The organism is Motilimonas cestriensis, from assembly GCF_021295315.1.
In the GTDB taxonomy this organism is placed as follows: Bacteria; Pseudomonadota; Gammaproteobacteria; order Enterobacterales; family CBDFNC01; genus Motilimonas; species Motilimonas cestriensis.
The window spans coordinates 1-18482 of sequence record NZ_JAIMJA010000030.1 but is presented as its reverse complement, the minus strand read 5'-3'; the positions used below and the strand labels follow the sequence as shown (position 1 = coordinate 18482).

Annotated in this window: 16 protein-coding genes and 1 rRNA gene; 14 read left to right on the top strand and 3 right to left on the bottom strand. The window is 44.8% G+C overall.

Translation table 11 applies throughout. The annotated features are described in order from the left end of the window. Positions 1 to 107: 107 nt before the first annotated feature. Complete coding sequence (locus tag K6Y31_RS19860; protein ID WP_233054778.1) at positions 108 to 1361, top strand: DUF945 family protein; 1254 nt, start codon at positions 108 to 110, stop codon at positions 1359 to 1361. A gap of 33 nt (positions 1362 to 1394) precedes the next feature. On the opposite strand, the gene K6Y31_RS19855 is transcribed toward K6Y31_RS19860, so the two are convergent. After that, entirely contained in the window at positions 1395 to 1742 is a 348-nt protein-coding gene (locus K6Y31_RS19855; RefSeq protein ID WP_233054777.1) for a response regulator, read from the bottom strand. Between the two features lie 218 nt (positions 1743 to 1960). Between K6Y31_RS19855 and nhaA the strand changes: the two genes are divergently transcribed. Continuing rightward, positions 1961 to 3157: a Na+/H+ antiporter NhaA gene (gene nhaA, locus K6Y31_RS19850; RefSeq protein ID WP_233054776.1), complete on the top strand. Its 1197-nt coding sequence runs from the start codon at positions 1961 to 1963 to the stop codon at positions 3155 to 3157. 113 nt (positions 3158 to 3270) lie between these two features. Beyond that, on the top strand, positions 3271 to 4182 hold the full coding sequence (gene nhaR, locus K6Y31_RS19845; RefSeq protein ID WP_233054775.1) for a transcriptional activator NhaR: 912 nt from the start codon (positions 3271 to 3273) through the stop codon (positions 4180 to 4182). 82 nt (positions 4183 to 4264) lie between these two features. Here nhaR and rpsT read toward each other — a convergent pair whose 3' ends face one another. Beyond that, positions 4265 to 4525, bottom strand: coding sequence for a 30S ribosomal protein S20 (gene rpsT, locus K6Y31_RS19840; protein ID WP_233054774.1), 261 nt, complete (start codon positions 4523 to 4525; stop codon positions 4265 to 4267). A gap of 191 nt (positions 4526 to 4716) precedes the next feature. Here rpsT and murJ point away from each other — a divergent pair, with 191 nt between their 5' ends. The 7 genes from murJ (at position 4717) to glnB (ending at position 12466) form a co-directional block, all read left to right on the top strand. Then, positions 4717 to 6279 (top strand): murein biosynthesis integral membrane protein MurJ, encoded by a 1563-nt coding sequence (gene murJ, locus K6Y31_RS19835; protein WP_233054773.1) that lies wholly within the window; start codon positions 4717 to 4719, stop codon positions 6277 to 6279. Positions 6280 to 6334: 55 nt separating this feature from the next. After that, the gene (gene ribF / locus K6Y31_RS19830; protein WP_233054772.1) at positions 6335 to 7267 is read left to right on the top strand and encodes a bifunctional riboflavin kinase/FAD synthetase; all 933 of its coding nucleotides are present in this window, start codon (positions 6335 to 6337) and stop codon (positions 7265 to 7267) included. A 34-nt stretch (positions 7268 to 7301) separates the two neighbouring features. Beyond that, positions 7302 to 10127: an isoleucine--tRNA ligase gene (ileS, locus tag K6Y31_RS19825; protein WP_233054771.1), complete on the top strand. Its 2826-nt coding sequence runs from the start codon at positions 7302 to 7304 to the stop codon at positions 10125 to 10127. After that, positions 10120 to 10644 (top strand): signal peptidase II, encoded by a 525-nt coding sequence (gene lspA, locus K6Y31_RS19820; RefSeq protein WP_233054770.1) that lies wholly within the window; start codon positions 10120 to 10122, stop codon positions 10642 to 10644. Before ileS ends, lspA begins: the two co-directional genes overlap by 8 nt. Next, positions 10637 to 11071 carry an FKBP-type peptidyl-prolyl cis-trans isomerase gene (fkpB, locus tag K6Y31_RS19815; RefSeq protein WP_233054769.1) on the top strand — a complete coding sequence of 145 codons (435 nt, stop codon included), beginning with the start codon at positions 10637 to 10639 and terminating at the stop codon, positions 11069 to 11071. The genes lspA and fkpB overlap by 8 nt, the downstream gene beginning before the upstream one ends. A gap of 9 nt (positions 11072 to 11080) precedes the next feature. Next, complete coding sequence (gene ispH, locus K6Y31_RS19810; protein ID WP_233054768.1) at positions 11081 to 12010, top strand: 4-hydroxy-3-methylbut-2-enyl diphosphate reductase; 930 nt, start codon at positions 11081 to 11083, stop codon at positions 12008 to 12010. A 117-nt stretch (positions 12011 to 12127) separates the two neighbouring features. Continuing rightward, positions 12128 to 12466 (top strand): nitrogen regulatory protein P-II, encoded by a 339-nt coding sequence (glnB, locus tag K6Y31_RS19805; RefSeq protein WP_232803871.1) that lies wholly within the window; start codon positions 12128 to 12130, stop codon positions 12464 to 12466. 98 nt (positions 12467 to 12564) lie between these two features. Here the strand turns inward: glnB and K6Y31_RS19800 are convergent, their stop codons facing one another. Next, positions 12565 to 13323, bottom strand: a complete 759-nt coding sequence (locus K6Y31_RS19800) for an outer membrane protein assembly factor BamD (protein ID WP_233054767.1) — start codon at positions 13321 to 13323, stop codon at positions 12565 to 12567. Between the two features lie 126 nt (positions 13324 to 13449). Here K6Y31_RS19800 and rluD point away from each other — a divergent pair, with 126 nt between their 5' ends. The 4 genes from rluD to K6Y31_RS19780 form a co-directional block, all read left to right on the top strand. Then, positions 13450 to 14424: a 23S rRNA pseudouridine(1911/1915/1917) synthase RluD gene (rluD, locus tag K6Y31_RS19795; protein WP_233054766.1), complete on the top strand. Its 975-nt coding sequence runs from the start codon at positions 13450 to 13452 to the stop codon at positions 14422 to 14424. A gap of 4 nt (positions 14425 to 14428) precedes the next feature. After that, on the top strand, positions 14429 to 15163 hold the full coding sequence (gene pgeF, locus K6Y31_RS19790; protein ID WP_233054765.1) for a peptidoglycan editing factor PgeF: 735 nt from the start codon (positions 14429 to 14431) through the stop codon (positions 15161 to 15163). Positions 15164 to 15230: 67 nt separating this feature from the next. Then, positions 15231 to 17807, top strand: coding sequence for an ATP-dependent chaperone ClpB (clpB, locus tag K6Y31_RS19785; RefSeq protein ID WP_233054764.1), 2577 nt, complete (start codon positions 15231 to 15233; stop codon positions 17805 to 17807). 558 nt (positions 17808 to 18365) lie between these two features. Further along, positions 18366 to 18482, top strand: a 16S ribosomal RNA gene (locus K6Y31_RS19780); the annotation flags it as partial.

Genomic DNA, 18482 nt, shown 5'->3' with positions numbered 1-18482 from the left:
GCGTTATAAAATTTTGATGCTTAGAACATTCTGTTGGTTTGAGGCTAGGATTCGTAGTGTTGATTTGCTAGCCTCTGCGACGTTAATTTTCTTAAATAAGGTTAAACATGAAAAAGACCCTGATCGCAGTTGCTGTTTTAGCAGCCGCTGGCGCTGGTAGCGTTTACTATGTTGGCGAGTACACCCAGCAGCAAGTAATTGCATTAATCGAACAAACGAATCAACAAGAGAATGGCGTTAGTGCAAAACTAGTGAACTACGATAAGGGCTTCTTAGCTGCGCAGTCACAAATTGAATTAACGTTTGAGCATCCTGAAAACGCCGAGCAAAAATGGGTGTTGATGGTGGATGGGAATACCCAGCACTGGCCTTATAAAGCGGTCATTAATTCTAAAGTATCCGTGACAGATGAAACCAGTAAAGAAGTGGTGCAGAAGTTGTTTGGTACCACAGCTCCCTTTACCGCAAAGGATGAAATCAATTTACTGGGGCAGCTACAAGGGCATGCGCAGCTAGCACCTATTGACCTTGCTGACGGCGGAAATTCAGTGAAAATGACGCCTGTAAGCATGACCTATTCAATGAATTTAAACGAGATGTCAGGTCAGTCATTAATTGAACTGGCGTCGCTGGACATTAGCAGTAAAGACGGCGAGCACTTTATGTTTAAAGGCTTGGAGGTGGATGGCGATTTTGCGCAAATAGCCGATTCCAGCCTGATGACATATGACTACTTATTTAAGATAGCTGAAGCAGAAGTGAGAACCGATGATGCTAATGCTGATTTCACCCAAGTTACGATGCAGACTGCCTTTAAGCAAGGCTTGCAAGCTAACACGTTAGATACGTTAGTTGGGCTCACTGTTGGTAATTATGTGTTAATGGGTGATGAGTTATTGGCTTTTTCAAATACCGCGGTTGAGCTCAATGTGACAGGTTTAGATGAAAGTGCGTTACTTGAGTTATCTCGCTTGCAGACTAACCCTGAGCAAATTGATGAAGCATTGGCACAGCAGTTGCTGTTTGATCTGGTAGGAAAAGGAGCGAATGTATCGGTATCTAAGTTAACCTCGCAAACTCCTTGGGGAGATGTTAATGCCGATCTAAACATTAATTTACCCGCAGGCGTCATTGATGAGACTATTTTAATGCGCGGTCCACAAGCTGCATTAGCTTATATTTCGGGCTCTGCTAATGCGCGTTTGTCTAATAAGTTTCTTGAAATTCCGGGTATTGGCGATCAACTTAATGTGGCCATTATGATGGGCGTGTTAGCACAAAAAGGTGAAGAATTAGTGCTAGAGGGATCGTTAAAAGACGGCCAATTAGTGGTGAATGATAATACTTTCCCTGTTATGTAATTACTCTGCTATGCAGCGACTGAGTCTGATGGTTTAGTCGCTGCTGACATTTCTTAAGCTAGCCTTTAGTTGCGCCAATTTAAAAGGTTTAACCAAAAAATGTCGATATTTTATCCCCGTGCTCTGCAATGCCCGCTCATCATCTAAATGGCCACTCATAAAGATAAATGGGATATGGTCTGGAATACTCTGCTTCAATTTAATCCCGTCCATTTCTGGCATGCGAATATCTGAAATAATGAGATCGGGAACTCGGTGCAACATGGTTGCTAATGCCTGCTGGCCGCTTTTGGCTGTGTCCACTTGATGACCAAGAAGTTCCAAGCAATCCGTTAGGCAGCTAACAATGTCTGGCTCATCATCAACAAGTAGAATGTTCATTTTTAATTAGTTTCCTTGCGTAAATAGAGTTTTAAAATAATCTGATATTCATTTTTCAGTTGGCTAACGGCTTGTTAACATTTCGGACACTAAATGTATTATTAGTCTTAATTGTCGGAAAATCCGATATTTCGTGTTGCTAAAAGTGATTTTCTTATGCAGTTCACTTCCCTGTAGACTGAAGTCCGTTATATCCATTTATACAGGTTTTGTTTCATATGGCACTTAAGCAGTTTTTCAAACAAGAGTCTGCACCCGGCATTATATTGATTTTTGCAGCCCTCACAGCCTTACTGATCGCAAATTCGCCTCTCACCGCTGTTTATCAAGATTTTCTCGATATGCCGGTGCAGTTACGCATTGCGGCATTAGACATTGATAAGCCATTATTGCTTTGGATCAATGATGGTCTGATGGCGATTTTCTTCCTACTTATCGGTTTAGAAGTAAAACGAGAGTTAGTTGAAGGCGATTTATCAACCCGAGAAAAAGCCATGCTACCGGCGATTGCGGCCATTGGCGGCATGGTGGTACCTGCTGCGGTATTTTTATTGTTTAACTTTTCCGACCCTGTCGCTAGCTCCGGCTGGGCTATCCCCGCAGCCACAGATATTGCTTTTGCGTTGGGGGTATTAGCGCTCTTTGGCAAGCGTGTCCCTGTAAGTTTAAAAGTATTCTTACTTGCGCTCGCTATTATTGATGATCTTGGCGTTATCGTAATTATTGCACTATTTTATAGCTCAGATTTATCGCTGACCTCATTGCTGGTGGCGGCGCTAAGTTGCGCTCTATTATTTGCGATGAGTATTCGCGGTGAGCGCCGTATCAGCTTGTACATGGTAGTCGGGCTAGTGCTATGGGTGGCGGTATTAAAATCAGGCGTGCATGCCACCTTAGCCGGCGTGGTGCTTGGTTTTGCTATTCCGCTGCGCAATCGTGATGGTGAAACGATGGCAGCTAAGCTTGAACATGGCCTTCATCCTTGGTGTAGCTTTATGATTTTACCGTTATTTGCGTTTGCTAATGCAGGGGTATCCCTTGCTGGCATCCCATTTAGCGCGGTATTACAGCCATTACCAATGGGCATTATTTTGGGGCTGTTAATAGGTAAGCCATTAGGTGTGTTCACCATGAGTTACCTTGCGGTGAAAATGGGCTGGGCGAGTTTGCCAAAGGGAATTAACTTTATGCAAATATTTGCAGTGTCTATTTTATGTGGTATTGGTTTTACCATGTCTATTTTTATTACCTCTCTAGCGTTTACTGCAGAAGCTGCTGCGTTAGGTGACATTTCACGCTTAGCTATCTTAATTGGCTCTGCTATTGCGGCGATATTAGGGTATATGACATTGCACTTCTCGCTCGCTAGCGAGCCTAACACTCAAGTTAATCGCTCAGAATTGAGCCTGAACTAACACTATTTTTAGCTTTTATTATGTAAAACACCTGCTTCCTTTGCGTGGCAGGTGTTTTTTATTACAACTTATATTAACCTCTGAACAATATTGTTTCTTTACTGAGAACAACCATGTCCCATCTTAACTACAATCACCTTTACTATTTTTGGATGACCCAAAAGAAAGGCTCAGTGACGAAAGCTGCTGAAGCGCTGTTCTTAACGCCACAAACGGTTACCGGGCAAATTCGTCAGCTAGAGCAGCGTTTAGGCGGCCGCTTATTTGTGCGCAAAGGCCGTAATTTAGAAGCCACTGACTTGGGGCAGCTGATATTTAAGTATGCTGATCGCATGTTTACTTTAAGCTATGAAATGATCGACATCGTGAATTACACCAAAGATAAGAACATATTATTTGAAGTTGGAATAGCGGATGCGTTGTATAAACGCCTGGCTAGCCGGGTGTTAATGACAGTCGTTCCCGATGATGGCTCAATCCACTTATGCTGTTATGAATCGACTCATGAAATGTTGCTTGAGAAGTTAAGTCAGCATAAGTTGGATATGATCTTATCAGATTGTCCGGTTGACTCTAGCCAAAACCCGGGCTTGTTTAGTAAGCAAATCGGTTACTGTGGCGTGAGCTTCTTTTGCCATAAGCCTGTGCCTACTTCACCTTTCCCTGCATGTTTAGAAGAGCGTAAGCTGTTAATGCCGGGACGCAGAACATCTCTGGGCCGCAAGCTCATCACCTACTTAGACGAATTAGGGGTGTCGCCGCAAATTCTGGGCGAGTTTGATGATGCCGCCTTAATGAAGGCGTTTGGTGAATATAACAAGGGTATTTTTGTTGCGCCAAGTATCTACAGTGATGAAATCACCGCCTCTGGTAATGTTGAGTTGATAGGTGAAACCCATGAAATTACAGAAGAATATTATGTGATTTTTGCTGAGCGCATGATCCAGCATCCAGCGGTAAAACGTCTGTGCGAGAGTAACTTTTCTGCGTTATTTTCAGGTTTAGAAAGCCCTGCTAAAAGATAGGTTTCCGGTTGAGGCATAAATAACAGGCAAAAAAAAACCGACCTAGGTCGGTTTTTTCAAATACTTAGCTTAGCAACAAAAATTAAAGCGCTTTAATTTTCGCGTTAAAGTTGCTCTTATGACGAGCAGCTTTGTTTTTGCTGATTAGGCCTTTAGTTGCGTAGCGGTCAAGGATAGGTTGAACCTTCTTGAATGCTTCTTGTGCAGCTTCTTTGTTACCTTCTGCAATAGCGGCAACAACTCTTTTCATGTAAGTGCGCATCATGGAGCGACGGCTAGCGTTATGCTGGCGGTTCTTCTCAGCTTGGATTGCGCGTTTCTTAGCAGACTTGATATTAGCCAAGTTCTAACTCCTAAAATCTGTCTAAACAGGGTGTATTTAAAGGCCGTGGAATATGCCTTATTGTACGTGTTTTGTCAAACCTTTTGTGTAATTAAACACCACTGCATGGTATCTCACCCGCAGCACGGTTAAACTAGTCGGCGGATTTTAGCAGCATTCGCGCTGCACTAACAGTTCTAATGAGGCAATACTTGAGTAAAAAGCTACTTAAATCGGGCGCAGTCGTCAGTGCCATGACCTTGATCTCGCGGATCTTGGGTTTAATCAGAGATATGGTGGTCGCAAATATCTTAGGGGCAGGCGCCGCTGCAGACGTATTTTTAATGGCCAATAAGATCCCCAACTTCTTACGGCGCTTGTTTGCAGAAGGGGCATTTGCGCAAGCATTCGTACCTGTTTTCTCCGAGTATCAGCAAAAAGAAGACGAAACCGAATTACGAAAGTTAATTGCTGCGGTATCTGGAACTTTAGGTACCATTGTCACGGTGATTACGCTGATCGGTGTGCTCGCTTCGCCTTTGATCATTGCGCTATTTGGCTTTGGTTGGTTTGTGGATTGGTGGCAAGGTGGGCCTGATGCAGAGAAATATACTTTAGCGTCAACCTTACTTAAAATTACCTTTCCGTATTTATGGTTTATCACTTTTGTCGCCATGAGTGGCGCCATTTTAAATTCATTGGGTAAGTTTGCCATCGCCGCATTTACGCCGGTATTTTTGAATATTGCGATTATTTCTTGCGCTTTGATTTTTGCTCCATATGTCGAGCAGCCCGAATATATCATGGCATCAGGGGTGTTTTTGGGTGGCTTAATCCAGTTCTTGTTTCAAATTCCTTTTTTGAAACAAGCGGGTGTGCTGGTCAAGCCGAAATGGCAATGGCATCATCCTGGCGTCGTCAAAATTAGAACCTTAATGATTCCCGCTATGTTTGGGGTATCCGTTAGCCAAATCAACTTGTTATTGGACACTGTTATTGCCAGTTTTTTACAAGATGGCGCGCTGAGTTGGCTGTACTTTTCGGACCGTTTATTAGAGTTCCCATTGGGGTTGTTTGGCATCGCCATTGCTACGGTGATTTTACCTAGCTTATCGCGCCTCCATGCGAGTGACTCGAAGCAAGATTTTGCCCAAACTCTAGATTGGGGCTTTCGACTGGTGTGCTTGTTGGGGGTGCCGGCGATGTTTGGGTTGATCTTACTGGCGCAACCTATGCTGGCGGTGCTGTTTATGAGCGGGAAATTCGGCCAAAGTGATGTACAAATGGCATCAATGAGTTTAATCGCTTATGGCTTTGGTCTGCTTAGTTTTATGTTAGTTAAAGTGCTCGCGCCAGGTTATTACGCGCGTCAAGATACCAAAACACCGGTTAAATACGGCATTATCGCCATGGTCAGCAATATGGTGTTTAATATTATTTTTGCTATTCCTTATGGTTATGTTGGTTTAGCCATTGCTACTTCTTTGTCGGCTTCATTAAACGCCTTTATGTTATGGCGCGGTTTAAAAAATCAGGGCGTGTTTGTATTACAACCAGGCACGGTTTGGTTTTTGACTCGTTTACTGCTTGCGGCATTCGCGATGGGGGCGTTTTTAGTCTATTTCACTCCCGATTTATCAACTTGGGCTGAACAACCTAAGTTAAGTCAGGTTTGGTTGTTAGCGGCTTTAATTAGTGCGGGGGGCGTGATTTATTTAGTCATAAACTTAGTATTCGGTTTGCGTCCACGCGATCTTCGTACCTCGGGGGGCTGATTACTCAAACTGGCTGTTATATAATCCGTCAGTTTTGTGGCTATTGGTAGAGAGAATGGATCTAATCCGAGGCATCAAGAATATTAAACCTGAGCATCAGGGCTGTGTTCTTAGCATAGGTAATTTTGATGGCGTCCATAGAGGACACCAAGCGGTATTGCAGCAGCTATTGCTTAAGGCTGCTGAATTTGCGGTGCCTGCGACAGTGATGACCTTTGAGCCTCAACCCTTGGAATTATTCCTGGGTGAAAACTCTCCCGCTCGATTAAGTCGCTTACGAGACAAATTTAGGCGTCTCGAGCAATTTGGCTTAGACCGGTTGCTATGTGTTAGATTTAGTCGTCACTTTGCTGCCATGGATGCCAATCAGTTTATTGAACAGGTGCTGGTGAATAAGCTAGGCGTAAAATTCTTGGTGGTTGGCGACGATTTTCATTTTGGCTATCGCCGCCAAGGTAATTTTGAGCTGTTGCAACAAGCGGGCAAAAAATATGGTTTTGATGTGATCGCCACGCAAAGCTTGCTGCACGGTAGCACTCGGGTGAGCAGCACACAGATCCGAGATGCCCTTGCTGCAGGTCAGTTACAACACGCTGAACGCTTACTGGGCCGGCCATATAGCATTAGTGGACGCGTAGCCCACGGCCAAAAATTAGGCCGCACTATCGGCGTGCCGACCGCCAATATTTGGTTAAAACGTTTAGTAACCCCAGTGAAAGGGGTGTATGCCGTTGAGATTAAGGGAATTGCACAAGCGACCTATAGCGGCATTGCGAATATTGGTACTCGCCCAACACTTAATGGCGAGCGCCAGCAGCTAGAAGTACATATTTTCGACTACAGCGGCGATCTTTATGGCCGCCAGCTTGAAGTCGTGTTAAAACAAAAAATACGAGATGAACGCAAATTTGAAAATTTTGCGGCACTAAAACAACAAATCGAACTAGATGTCGGTCAGGCGCGTGATTATCACGGCTTGGCTGTTTGAAAATTGACCTTCCCGATAATGGAACTTGGATTAAATGAGCGACTATAAAGACACCCTGAATCTTCCTAAAACAGGGTTCCCGATGAAAGCTAACTTAGCTAATCGTGAGCCAAACATGTTGAAAGAATGGTATGCAAAGGATCTTTACGGCAAGATCCGTGAGGCAAAAAAGGGTAAAAAATCCTTTATCCTACATGATGGCCCTCCTTATGCGAACGGCGATATTCATATTGGTCACTCAGTTAACAAGATCCTAAAAGACATTATTATTAAGTCGAAAACCCTAGCGGATTTTGACTCGCCTTATATTCCAGGTTGGGATTGTCACGGTCTGCCGATTGAACTTAAAGTTGAGCAGAAGGTAGGCAAGCCAGGTCAAAAAATCAGTGCGGCAGATTTTCGTAAAAAATGCCGTGAATACGCGGCTAAGCAAGTCGACGGTCAGCGCAAAGATTTTATCCGTTTAGGTGTATTAGGTGATTGGCAAAATCCCTACTTAACCATGGACTTTTCAACGGAAGCCAACATTATTCGAGCCTTAGGTAAAATTATCGATAACGGCCATTTGCATAAGGGCTCTAAGCCGGTGCATTGGTGTACCGACTGTGGCTCAGCACTGGCGGAAGCGGAAGTGGAGTACGAAGATAAAACCTCTCCAGCCATCGATGTGCGCTTTGCCGCTAAAGATGAAGCGGATGTGGTATCTCGTTTCGCCCTTGAAGGTGATGCAGGCGAAGGTCAAGTATCAGTATTAATCTGGACCACCACGCCTTGGACCTTACCGGCTAACCGCGCGGTAGCATTAGCAGCTAATCTTGATTATGTGCTGGTTGAAGTGGTTTCAGCGGCCGGTAAAGAGCGTTTGATTTTAGCTGAAGAGCTAATGGAAGCGTGTTTGGCGCGTTACGAGATCACTGAGTTTCGTAAACTCGGCTTTGCCAAAGGTGAAGCATTAGAGCTCGCGCAATTTAACCATCCATTCTATGACTTTAGCGTGCCGGCTATTTTAGGCGAACACGTTACTACCGAATCTGGTACAGGTGTGGTGCATACCGCGCCGGGCCATGGTCAAGACGACTTTATCGTTGGTAATAAATACGGCCTAGAAGTGGCTAACCCAGTGGGTGATAACGGGGTGTATAAAGCGGATACTGAGCTATTTGCTGGTCAGCACGTATTTAAAGCCAACGACAGCGTAGTGGAAGTGTTAAAAGAAAAAGGTGCGTTAATGCACTTTGTCGCGTTCCGCCACAGTTACCCGCATTGCTGGCGCCATAAAACGCCGATTATCTTTCGTGCCACGCCGCAATGGTTTATCTCGATGGATCAAAATGGTCTACGTGACACCGCCATGGGCGAAATTAAGTCGGTGCGTTGGATCCCTGAGTGGGGCCAAAATCGTATCGAGAAAATGGTTGAAGGGCGTCCTGACTGGTGTATTTCGCGCCAACGTACTTGGGGTGTGCCAATTGCTTTATTTGTCCACAAAGAAACCCAAGAGCTACACCCGAATTCATCTGAATTAATCGAAAAAGTAGCGCAGAAAGTCGAAAAAGAAGGGATTCAAGCTTGGTGGGATCTTGACGATGCTGAGCTGTTAGGTGGTGAAGCCGACCAATACCGCAAGGTACCTGATACGTTAGATGTGTGGTTTGATTCTGGTTCAACTCATGCCGCTGTTGTGGCTGCTCGCGCTGAATACAATGGCCATAAAGCGGATATGTACCTTGAAGGTTCCGATCAGCATCGTGGTTGGTTCCAGTCGTCTCTAATGACCGGTACTGCGATGAATGGCGAAGCGCCTTACAAAGAAGTGCTCACTCACGGTTTCACCGTTGATGCTAACGGCCGCAAGATGTCAAAATCTATCGGTAACGTGGTATCACCTCAAGTGGTCATGAATGAGCTAGGCGCGGATATTTTACGCTTATGGGTGGCATCAACGGATTACACCGGTGAGATGACGGTATCGGATGAAATCTTAAAGCGCAGTGCTGATAGCTACCGTCGTATTCGTAATACCATGCGTTTCTTATTAGCTAATTTAAATGGTTTTGATCCGAAAACGGACATGGTGGCACCAAGTGAAATGGTTGCCCTTGACCGTTGGGCGGTTGGTAAAGCCAAAGAGCTGCAAGATGCGCTAGTGGATGCCTACGATAACTATCAATTGCTAACAGTTACGCAAAAGATGATGCACTTCTGCTCGATTGATTTAGGTAGTTTCTACTTGGATATTATTAAGGATCGCCAGTACACCGCTAAGTCTGATGGTTTAGCTCGTCGCAGTTGTCAAACGGCCATGTACTTGATTTGTGAGTCTTTGGTGCGCTTAATGGCGCCGATCATGAGCTTCACCGCAGATGAAATTTGGCAGCGTATGCCGGGAGATCGTGATGAGTTCGTATTCACTGGTGTGTGGTTTGAGGACTTATTTGCATTAGACGAGAACGAAAAACTGAATAACGAATACTGGGATGAAGTGATCCGCATTCGTGGTGAAGTGAATAAATCGTTAGAGCAAGCGCGTCGTGATGGCAAAATTGGTGGTGGTTTAGCGGCGAATGTAACGCTATATGTAACCCCGGCTCAAGCTGAAAAATTGGCCTTAATTGAAAACGAATTACGTTTTGTATTGTTGACCTCTAAAGCGTTGGTCAGTGTCGAAGCTGCGCCAGAAGCGGCAATAAAAACAGAAGTTGAAGGCTTGTCGGTATTGGTTGAAGCGTCAGAGGCCGCGAAATGCAGTCGTTGTTGGCACCACATTGAAGATGTTGGTTCAATTGCTGAACACCCAGAGCTATGTGGTCGCTGTGTTACCAACGTATCAGGTGAAGGGGAAGTTCGCCACTATGCCTAATCCATCGCCGCAAGAAGCGATGCAAAAAACCGGACTGCGCTGGCTTTGGCTTGCGATTTTGGTGTTTGCTGTCGACATGATCACTAAGGCTTATGTGCATCTGAACTTTGATTTGTATGAATCAATTCAGGTGTTGCCGTTTTTTAACTTCACCTATGCCCGTAACTATGGCGCCGCTTTTAGCTTCTTGCATGATGCGGGTGGTTGGCAACGTTGGTTTTTTACCAGTATTGCAGTCTTTGTGAGTGGCGTGTTGCTTTACTGGCTGAAAAAGTCGCCGTATCAAGAAAAGTGGCTAAACGCTGCTTATACCTTGATCCTTGGTGGTGCGATTGGCAACTTGGTTGATCGCTTATATCACGGTTTCGTGGTGGACTTTTTAGATTTCGATTTTGGCTTTTATCGCTGGCCTGCATTTAATATTGCCGACAGCGCGATTTGTATTGGCGCGGTAATTATCATTATCGATGCGTTGCTCGTTAAACGGCCAGAGCAAAAGGATATTAAGAATGACTAAGGCAATTACGGCGAACAGTGAAGTGGTGATGCATTTCACCATAAAACTGTCAGATGGCTCTGCGGCTGATAGTACAAAGGTAAATAATAAGCCGGCAAAGTTTCGTATGGGCGATGGCAGCTTAACCGTTAACTTTGAAAAATGTTTATTAGGTTTAACCGAAGGCGAAAGTAAGTCGTTTGAACTTGAGCCAGAAGATGCTTTTGGACAGCCTAATCCAGATAACATTTATTACGTTGAACGCAGTAAATTTGGCGCTGATGCACCGGCAGAAGTGGGGGCGATCATTGCTTTTACTCAGCCTGATGGTAATGAGCTACCGGGCATTGTACGTGAAGTCACGGGTGAATCGGTCACGGTGGATTTTAATCATCCGCTAGCAGGGCAAGCGTTAACCTTTGATGTTGACGTGATCAGCATAGACTAGGAGCTAATCATGGAAATTTTATTAGCTAACCCGCGTGGTTTTTGCGCTGGCGTTCACCGTGCTATTAGCATCGTTGAGCGAGCATTAGAGCTATTTGAACCGCCTATTTATGTGCGTCATGAAGTGGTGCATAACAAATACGTGGTTGATGGCTTAAAGGCCCGTGGTGCGGTTTTTGTTGAAGAGCTTGATGAAGTGCCTGATAATTCGATTGTTATTTTTAGCGCTCATGGCGTGTCTCAAGTGGTGCGCAAAGAAGCGCAGCGCCGCGCGTTAAAAGTATTTGATGCAACCTGCCCGCTGGTGACTAAAGTGCATATGGAAGTTACCCGCGCCAGTCGTCGTGGTCATGAATGTATTTTGATTGGTCATCAAGGTCATCCCGAAGTGGAAGGCACCATGGGCCAGTACAACAACGAACAAGGTGGTATTTACTTGGTTGAGTCGGTTGCTGATGTGGCCGCGCTAACGGTAAAAGATCCGGAACATTTACTGTTTTGTACTCAGACCACTTTGTCTGTTGATGATACTTCAGAAGTGATTGATGCACTGCGCGAAAAATTTCCGCAGATTGAAGGGCCGCGTAAGAAAGATATCTGTTACGCGACGCAAAACCGTCAAGATGCAGTGAAAGACTTGTCTGATAAAACCCAAGTGGTGTTAGTGGTTGGCTCTAAAAACTCATCTAACTCTAATCGCTTGCGTGAGAAATCAGCAAAAGCTGGGACCACAGCGTACTTAATTGATACCGCGGAAGATATTCGCTCAGAATGGCTGGAAGGTGTGAGTCAGGTTGGCGTGACTGCGGGAGCATCAGCGCCTGAAGTGTTGGTGCGCGCTGTGGTGAGTCGCGTTGAGGCCTTAGGTGGAACAGCTGTGATCGAAAATCCAGGTGTAGAAGAAAATGTGATATTTGAGGTACCCGCAGAATTAAGGTAATCAAGTTTGCTTTGCTTTGCTTTGCTTAGCTTAGCGCCTTGAATATTCAGAAATATTTTATCACAATGAAGGTACAGTATGGCCTTTGGGCCCCGATACATAGGTAAAGGTTGAGTAATGAAAAAAATCGAAGCGATTATTAAGCCGTTTAAAATGGATGATGTACGTGAAGCGTTAGCTGATATTGGCATCACAGGGATGACAGTATCGGAAGTAAAAGGTTTTGGCCGTCAAAAAGGTCATACTGAGCTTTATCGCGGTGCCGAGTACATGGTGGATTTTTTACCTAAGGTAAAAATTGAAATTGTGGTGCAAAGCGAAGATGTTGACCGTTGTATCGAGGCTATAATTCAAACTGCTCAAACCGGTAAAATCGGCGATGGTAAGATTTTTGTGACTGATGTAGTGCGTGTTATCCGTATCCGTACTGGTGAAGAAAACGAAGAAGCAATTTAATTGTTCTTATTTCGCAGCTTAGGATTAAGGTAAGCAGCAGATACTAAAAAGGCTCATATTAATGAGCCTTTTTATTTGCGGTTAGAAAAGTCTGTACCTTAGCGAACCCACTTATTGTCTGGGAAGTTGGCTTTCATCACGGCTAACGTACGAGCTTTGGGTTGATCAACTTTTAGCTCTGTATAACCCGTTAGCATCACTTCTAGCGCCTGCTCAGTGGCGGAAGTGTCTGGGAAGTGTTCTAAAACGTATTTACCACGATTGATCGCAGCAACAAAAGCATCGCGTTTGATATACCATTTAGCCACTTCGATTTCATAGCGCGCTAGGCTATCTTTGATACCTATCATCCGAGCTTGCGCATCGGCGGCATAAACACTGTCGGGATAACGTTGTAATAACCGTTTGAAATCCATAAAAGCATTTTGATAAAGCGAGGTATTGCGGTCAAAGCGGTCGATGCCGAATACACTGTGGAAAAAGGTTGAACTCATCGCCATATGAGTTAAGCCGCGCATATAGTATACATAATCAATATCTTTATGGGTTGGGCTTAAACGCAGAAAGCGTTCGATGTTAGCCATGGCCTGCGCCGATTCATTGCTTTTGTAATAAGCGTAAATCAGGTCAAGTTGCACTTGTTCTGAATGAGGACCAAAAGGATAACGAGCATCTAGTGCTTCGAGAACTTCTGCAGCTTGGGTATAATTGCCCGCTTGTAAAGCCTGCTGTGCGTCTTCGTATAAAACAACAGGCGCTTTATCTGGCACTTTTTCTGCGTCATCTTTTGATGAGCAGCCTAAGGTAAATATAGCGGTCAATGCCACCGCTGAAATTAGCCGTACGCTCTTCTTCATAATACCTATTTGTTTCGTCTTTTCGTAAAAGGTGAAAGTATCCGTTATGCTGAGACAAAAGAAAAGTTAAAATAAATGATATAGTGAAGCAATTCAGCTTTTACACCCACTAACGATAAGAAGTATATGAGTCAGGAATTAGAATTACAGGGTGAGGTAGCGCCTCATCAAATTGGACAGCGATTAGATCAAACGTTAGCGGAGCTTTTCCCTGATTACTCAAGATCGCGTATTAAAGAGTGGATTTTGGCCGATCGCGTGTTTTTAGATGGGCGGATAGCGAACAAGCCAAGGGAGAAGGTATTACCAGGACAAGAAATTGTGTTGAATGCCGTATTGGAGGACGAAGTGCGTTTTGAAGCGCAGCCGATCCCACTGAACATTGTTTATGAAGATGACGACATCTTAGTCATCAATAAACCTGCTGATCTTGTGGTTCATCCCGGTGCTGGTAATCCAGATGGCACGGTTCTAAACGCCTTATTACACCATTGCCCGAGTATTGTTGAAGTGCCACGCGCCGGTATTGTACATCGCTTGGACAAAGACACGACCGGGTTGATGGTAGTAGCAAAAACCGTTCCGGCACAAACTCACCTAGTTACCGCGCTGCAAGCACGTAATATTACGCGTGAATATGAAGCGATTGCTATTGGTAAGCTGACTGCTGGCGGATTAGTGGATGCGGCGATTGGTCGTCACAGCACCCATCGTACTCAAATGGCAGTCAAAGAAACAGGTAAACCCGCGGTTACACACTACCGTGTTGCTGAAAAGTACCGTTCACACACACGGTTAAGGTTGCGCCTAGAAACTGGGCGTACCCATCAAATTCGCGTGCATATGTCTCACTTAGGTCATCCGTTGGTCGGTGACCAACTTTATGGTGGGCGTGCCCGTTTACCAAAAAATGCTGGTCCTGAACTGGTTACTGTGTTGCGCGGCTTTAAACGCCAAGCACTACATGCCGCGATGTTAGAATTAGAGCATCCAATTACAGGCGAGTTGATGCAATGGCATGCACCGATACCTGATGACATGGTTGAACTGGCGGAAATTCTGCGTCAAGACACTAAAGATAATCCAGAAGAAGAGTATTAATCCTATGCGCTTACTCAAACCGAACTGGCCAGCTCCTGTTAACGTAGTGGCTTACTCGACTACGCGAGAGGGCGGGGTGAGCCAGGCGCAATATTCAAGTCTGAATTTGGGATTGCACGTTAATGATAATGCTGAGCATGTATTAACTAATCGGGCGTTACTGCAAAGTGAACTGGGGCTTGCTAATGAGCCACTATGGTTAGAGCAAGTACATAGCACCGATGTGATTAAGGCCTCTTTGTCTACCGCCGTGGTGCCCGTTGCCGATGGCAGTTGGACCGATATTCCTGAGCTAGCATGTGTTGTCATGACGGCTGATTGTTTACCGGTACTGATAACAGATCAGCAGGGCTCTTTTGTGGCGGCGGTTCACGCCGGATGGCGCGGCCTTTGTAATGGTATTTTAAAGCAAGCTATTATGCAGGCCCCCGCTAATAATCAAGATATATTAGTGTGGCTAGGCCCTGCGATCGGGCCAATGGCATTTCAAGTTGGCAGTGAAGTGCGTGATGCTTTTATTCAACAAAGTGACGATTTTGCGTCAGCATTTACCACAGACAAAGAAGGTAAATGGAAGGCTGACCTGTACCAACTCGCGCGATTAGCGTTAGCTGAGCTGGGAGTCAGCCATGTCTATGGCGGTGATCATTGTACATTTTCAGAAACAAATACCTTTTTTTCATATCGAAAAGAAGGGGTTACCGGGCGCATGGCCAGTTTGATTTATTTAACAAAATAAAAACTTGAAACTCGTGCCAGTGCACCTATCTATATAATCAGAAGATGATTAATTTTAGGATTGTTGTATGCGACTCGATAGACTTACCAGTAAATTTCAACTTGCTATCTCTGATGCCCAATCCCTTGCGTTAGGGCGAGACCACCAATTTATTGAACCCGTGCATTTAATGACAGCGTTGCTAAACCAAGACGCGGGCTCTATTCGTCCATTGTTAACCGAAGCTGGTGTTGATGTTAGCGCATTACGCTCGCAACTTTCGCAAGCGCTTGACAAACTCCCTAAGGTAGAAGGCATTGGCGGCGATGTGCAACTTGCTAATAACTTGGGTGTACTCCTTAACTATTGTGATAAGTTGGCGCAAAAGCGTAAAGATAAATACATATCATCGGAGCTATTTATTCTGGCCGCTTGTGAAGATAAAAGCGCTTTAGGTGATATTTTGCGTAAAGCTGGCGCAAACCAGAAAAATATTGAATCGGCGATTGAAAAAGTACGTGGTGGGCAAAAGGTAGATGATCAAAATGCCGAGGACCAACGACAAGCCTTAGAAAAATACACAATCGATCTGACTGAGCGCGCAGAGCAAGGTAAATTAGATCCTGTGATTGGTCGCGATGACGAGATCCGCCGCACTATTCAAGTGTTGCAACGCCGCACCAAAAATAACCCGGTGTTAATTGGTGCGCCCGGTGTTGGTAAAACTGCAATCGCGGAAGGTTTAGCTCAGCGTATCATTGATGGTGAAGTGCCAGAAGGATTGAAGCATAAACGCGTGCTTTCTTTGGATATGGGCTCATTGGTCGCGGGCGCTAAATATCGCGGTGAATTTGAAGAGCGTTTAAAAGCAGTGTTAAACGAATTGGCTAAAGAAGAAGGCCAAGTGATCCTCTTTATCGATGAACTTCATACTATGGTTGGCGCGGGTAAAAGTGATGGTGCGATGGATGCGGGCAATATGCTTAAGCCTGCATTGGCGCGCGGTGAGCTTCACTGTGTTGGAGCCACCACGTTGGATGAATATCGCAAGTACATCGAAAAAGATGCTGCGTTAGAGCGTCGCTTCCAGAAAGTGTTGGTTGAAGAGCCATCGGTTGAAGATACTATTGCTATTTTACGCGGCTTGAAAGAACGCTACGAGCTACACCATAAAGTAGAAATTACCGATCCTGCGATTGTTGCAGCAGCCCAATTATCTTATCGCTATATTTCTGATCGACAGCTGCCTGATAAAGCAATTGACTTGATTGACGAGGCGGCATCAAGTATTCGCCTGCAGATCGATTCGAAACCTGAGCCTCTTGAGCGTCTTGAGCGCAAAATAATTCAGCTTAAATTAGAGCAGCAAGCGCTGACAAAAGAAGAAGACGATGCAAGTAAAAAGCGTTTGCAATTACTGTCTGAAGAGTTGGTCGAGAAAGAGTTTGCTTTTAAAGAGCTCGATGAGGTTTGGAAAGCCGAGAAAGCTGCTTTGTCAGGCACTCAACATATCAAGTCTGAATTAGAGCAAGCGCGTCTTGACTTAGAATTTGCGCGTCGTGCAAGTGATTTAAGTCGGATGTCTGAATTGCAATATGGGCGAATCCCCGAATTAGAGAAACAGCTAGATTTAGCTTCACAAGCTGAAATGCAAGACATGACATTATTGCGTCATCGCGTGAGTGAAAATGAGATTGCTGATGTGTTGTCACGTTGGACCGGGATCCCCGTCAGTAAGATGCTCGAGGGAGAAAGAGAAAAGCTGCTGAAAATGGAGCAGCAACTGCATACTCGGGTGATTGGACAAAATGAAGCCGTTGAAGCTGTGTCTAATGCCATCCGCCGCAGTCGAGCTGGACTTGCGGATCCGAATAAACCCATTGGCTCGTTCTTGTTTTTAGGGCCAACAGGTGTGGGTAAAACCGAGCTATGTAAAGCGTTAGCCAATTTCTTATTCGATACCGAAGACAATATGGTTCGTATTGATATGTCCGAGTTTATGGAAAAACATTCTGTTGCTCGGTTAGTAGGGGCACCTCCGGGCTACGTGGGTTACGAAGAGGGTGGCTATCTTACTGAAGCTGTCCGGCGTAAACCTTATTCAGTGATCTTGTTAGATGAGGTCGAGAAGGCACATCCAGATGTGTTTAACATTTTGCTACAGGTGCTAGATGATGGCCGTTTAACTGATGGCCAAGGTCGTACGGTTGATTTCAGAAATACGGTAATCATTATGACCTCGAACTTGGGCTCAGATGTGATCCAAGAGCATTTTCAACATGCCACTTATGCTGAAATGAAAGAGCGAGTGTTAGGTGTGCTAATGCAAAGCTTCAGGCCTGAGTTCTTAAATCGCGTCGATGAAACGGTCGTGTTCCATCCATTATTTGGTGAGCACATCAAGTCAATCGCCAAGATCCAGTTGCAGCGTTTGCAGGCACGTTTAACGGAAAAAGATTACCAGCTCAATGTTACTGATGCGGCATTGTCGCATATTGCGGAAGCTGGGTTTGATTCGGTATACGGTGCTCGTCCTTTGAAGCGGGCTATCCAACAAGAATTGGAAAACCCATTAGCGCAGGCCATTTTGTCGGGTAAATTGATACCAGGGGCATCAATCAATGTAGATATGGAAGGAGATCGTTTCAGTTTTACCCAGAATTAATCTGCTAGGCGGCTTAATACTGCTTACAGTAACCACCTTCAGATGTCATCTGAAGGTGGTTCTGCTGTAAACTTGCTCAACTTGGTTGGTTTTTGTTCGTTAATGTCTAGCTTTTATAAATCTGCGTAAAACCCCTTGCACCGAAATTGAATCTCCCTATAATGCGCAACCACTGAGACGGCACAGCGCAAGGCGCAACGCAACATCAGGTGGTTAAGAAGCTGCGGTTTCTAACCAGAAAGATAAATCGAAAATTTCTCGAAATTAACGATTGACTTTCAAATCGGCTAGCGTAGAATGCGCAGCCCTGACGAGGTAAAGCGAAAGCAATCCAGTCAATGTTCTTTAACAATTTAATCATGCAATCTGTGTGAATACTCATGTTGAAAGCTACGGCTAACAACGCAATGGTAACGAATCGCCAAAACGATTTATTTATCAATGTAATTTCTGAGTGTTCATATAGAACAAATCGAACTTCATTTATTTGAGGTTCAAAAACAGAATTCATTGAGCAGAGGAAGTTCGCTACTTGTAGTGGATGGAATCAAAAAACTTTAATTGAAGAGTTTGATCATGGCTCAGATTGAACGCTGGCGGCAGGCTTAACACATGCAAGTCGAGCGGTAACAGAGAGAAGCTTGCTTCTCTGCTGACGAGCGGCGGACGGGTGAG

Bases quoted from the DNA above. Each gene is read 5' to 3' on its own strand.
- K6Y31_RS19860 (WP_233054778.1), top strand. From the start codon at position 108: ATGAAAAAGACCCTGATCGCAGTTGCTGTTTTAGCAGCCGCTGGCGCT.
- K6Y31_RS19855 (WP_233054777.1), bottom strand. From the start codon at position 1,742: ATGAACATTCTACTTGTTGATGATGAGCCAGACATTGTTAGCTGCCTA.
- nhaA (WP_233054776.1), top strand. From the start codon at position 1,961: ATGGCACTTAAGCAGTTTTTCAAACAAGAGTCTGCACCCGGCATTATA.
- nhaR (WP_233054775.1), top strand. From the start codon at position 3,271: ATGTCCCATCTTAACTACAATCACCTTTACTATTTTTGGATGACCCAA.
- ribF (WP_233054772.1), top strand. From the start codon at position 6,335: ATGGATCTAATCCGAGGCATCAAGAATATTAAACCTGAGCATCAGGGC.
- ileS (WP_233054771.1), top strand. From the start codon at position 7,302: ATGAGCGACTATAAAGACACCCTGAATCTTCCTAAAACAGGGTTCCCG.
- lspA (WP_233054770.1), top strand. From the start codon at position 10,120: ATGCCTAATCCATCGCCGCAAGAAGCGATGCAAAAAACCGGACTGCGC.
- fkpB (WP_233054769.1), top strand. From the start codon at position 10,637: ATGACTAAGGCAATTACGGCGAACAGTGAAGTGGTGATGCATTTCACC.
- ispH (WP_233054768.1), top strand. From the start codon at position 11,081: ATGGAAATTTTATTAGCTAACCCGCGTGGTTTTTGCGCTGGCGTTCAC.
- glnB (WP_232803871.1), top strand. From the start codon at position 12,128: ATGAAAAAAATCGAAGCGATTATTAAGCCGTTTAAAATGGATGATGTA.
- K6Y31_RS19800 (WP_233054767.1), bottom strand. From the start codon at position 13,323: ATGAAGAAGAGCGTACGGCTAATTTCAGCGGTGGCATTGACCGCTATA.
- rluD (WP_233054766.1), top strand. From the start codon at position 13,450: ATGAGTCAGGAATTAGAATTACAGGGTGAGGTAGCGCCTCATCAAATT.
- pgeF (WP_233054765.1), top strand. From the start codon at position 14,429: ATGCGCTTACTCAAACCGAACTGGCCAGCTCCTGTTAACGTAGTGGCT.
- clpB (WP_233054764.1), top strand. From the start codon at position 15,231: ATGCGACTCGATAGACTTACCAGTAAATTTCAACTTGCTATCTCTGAT.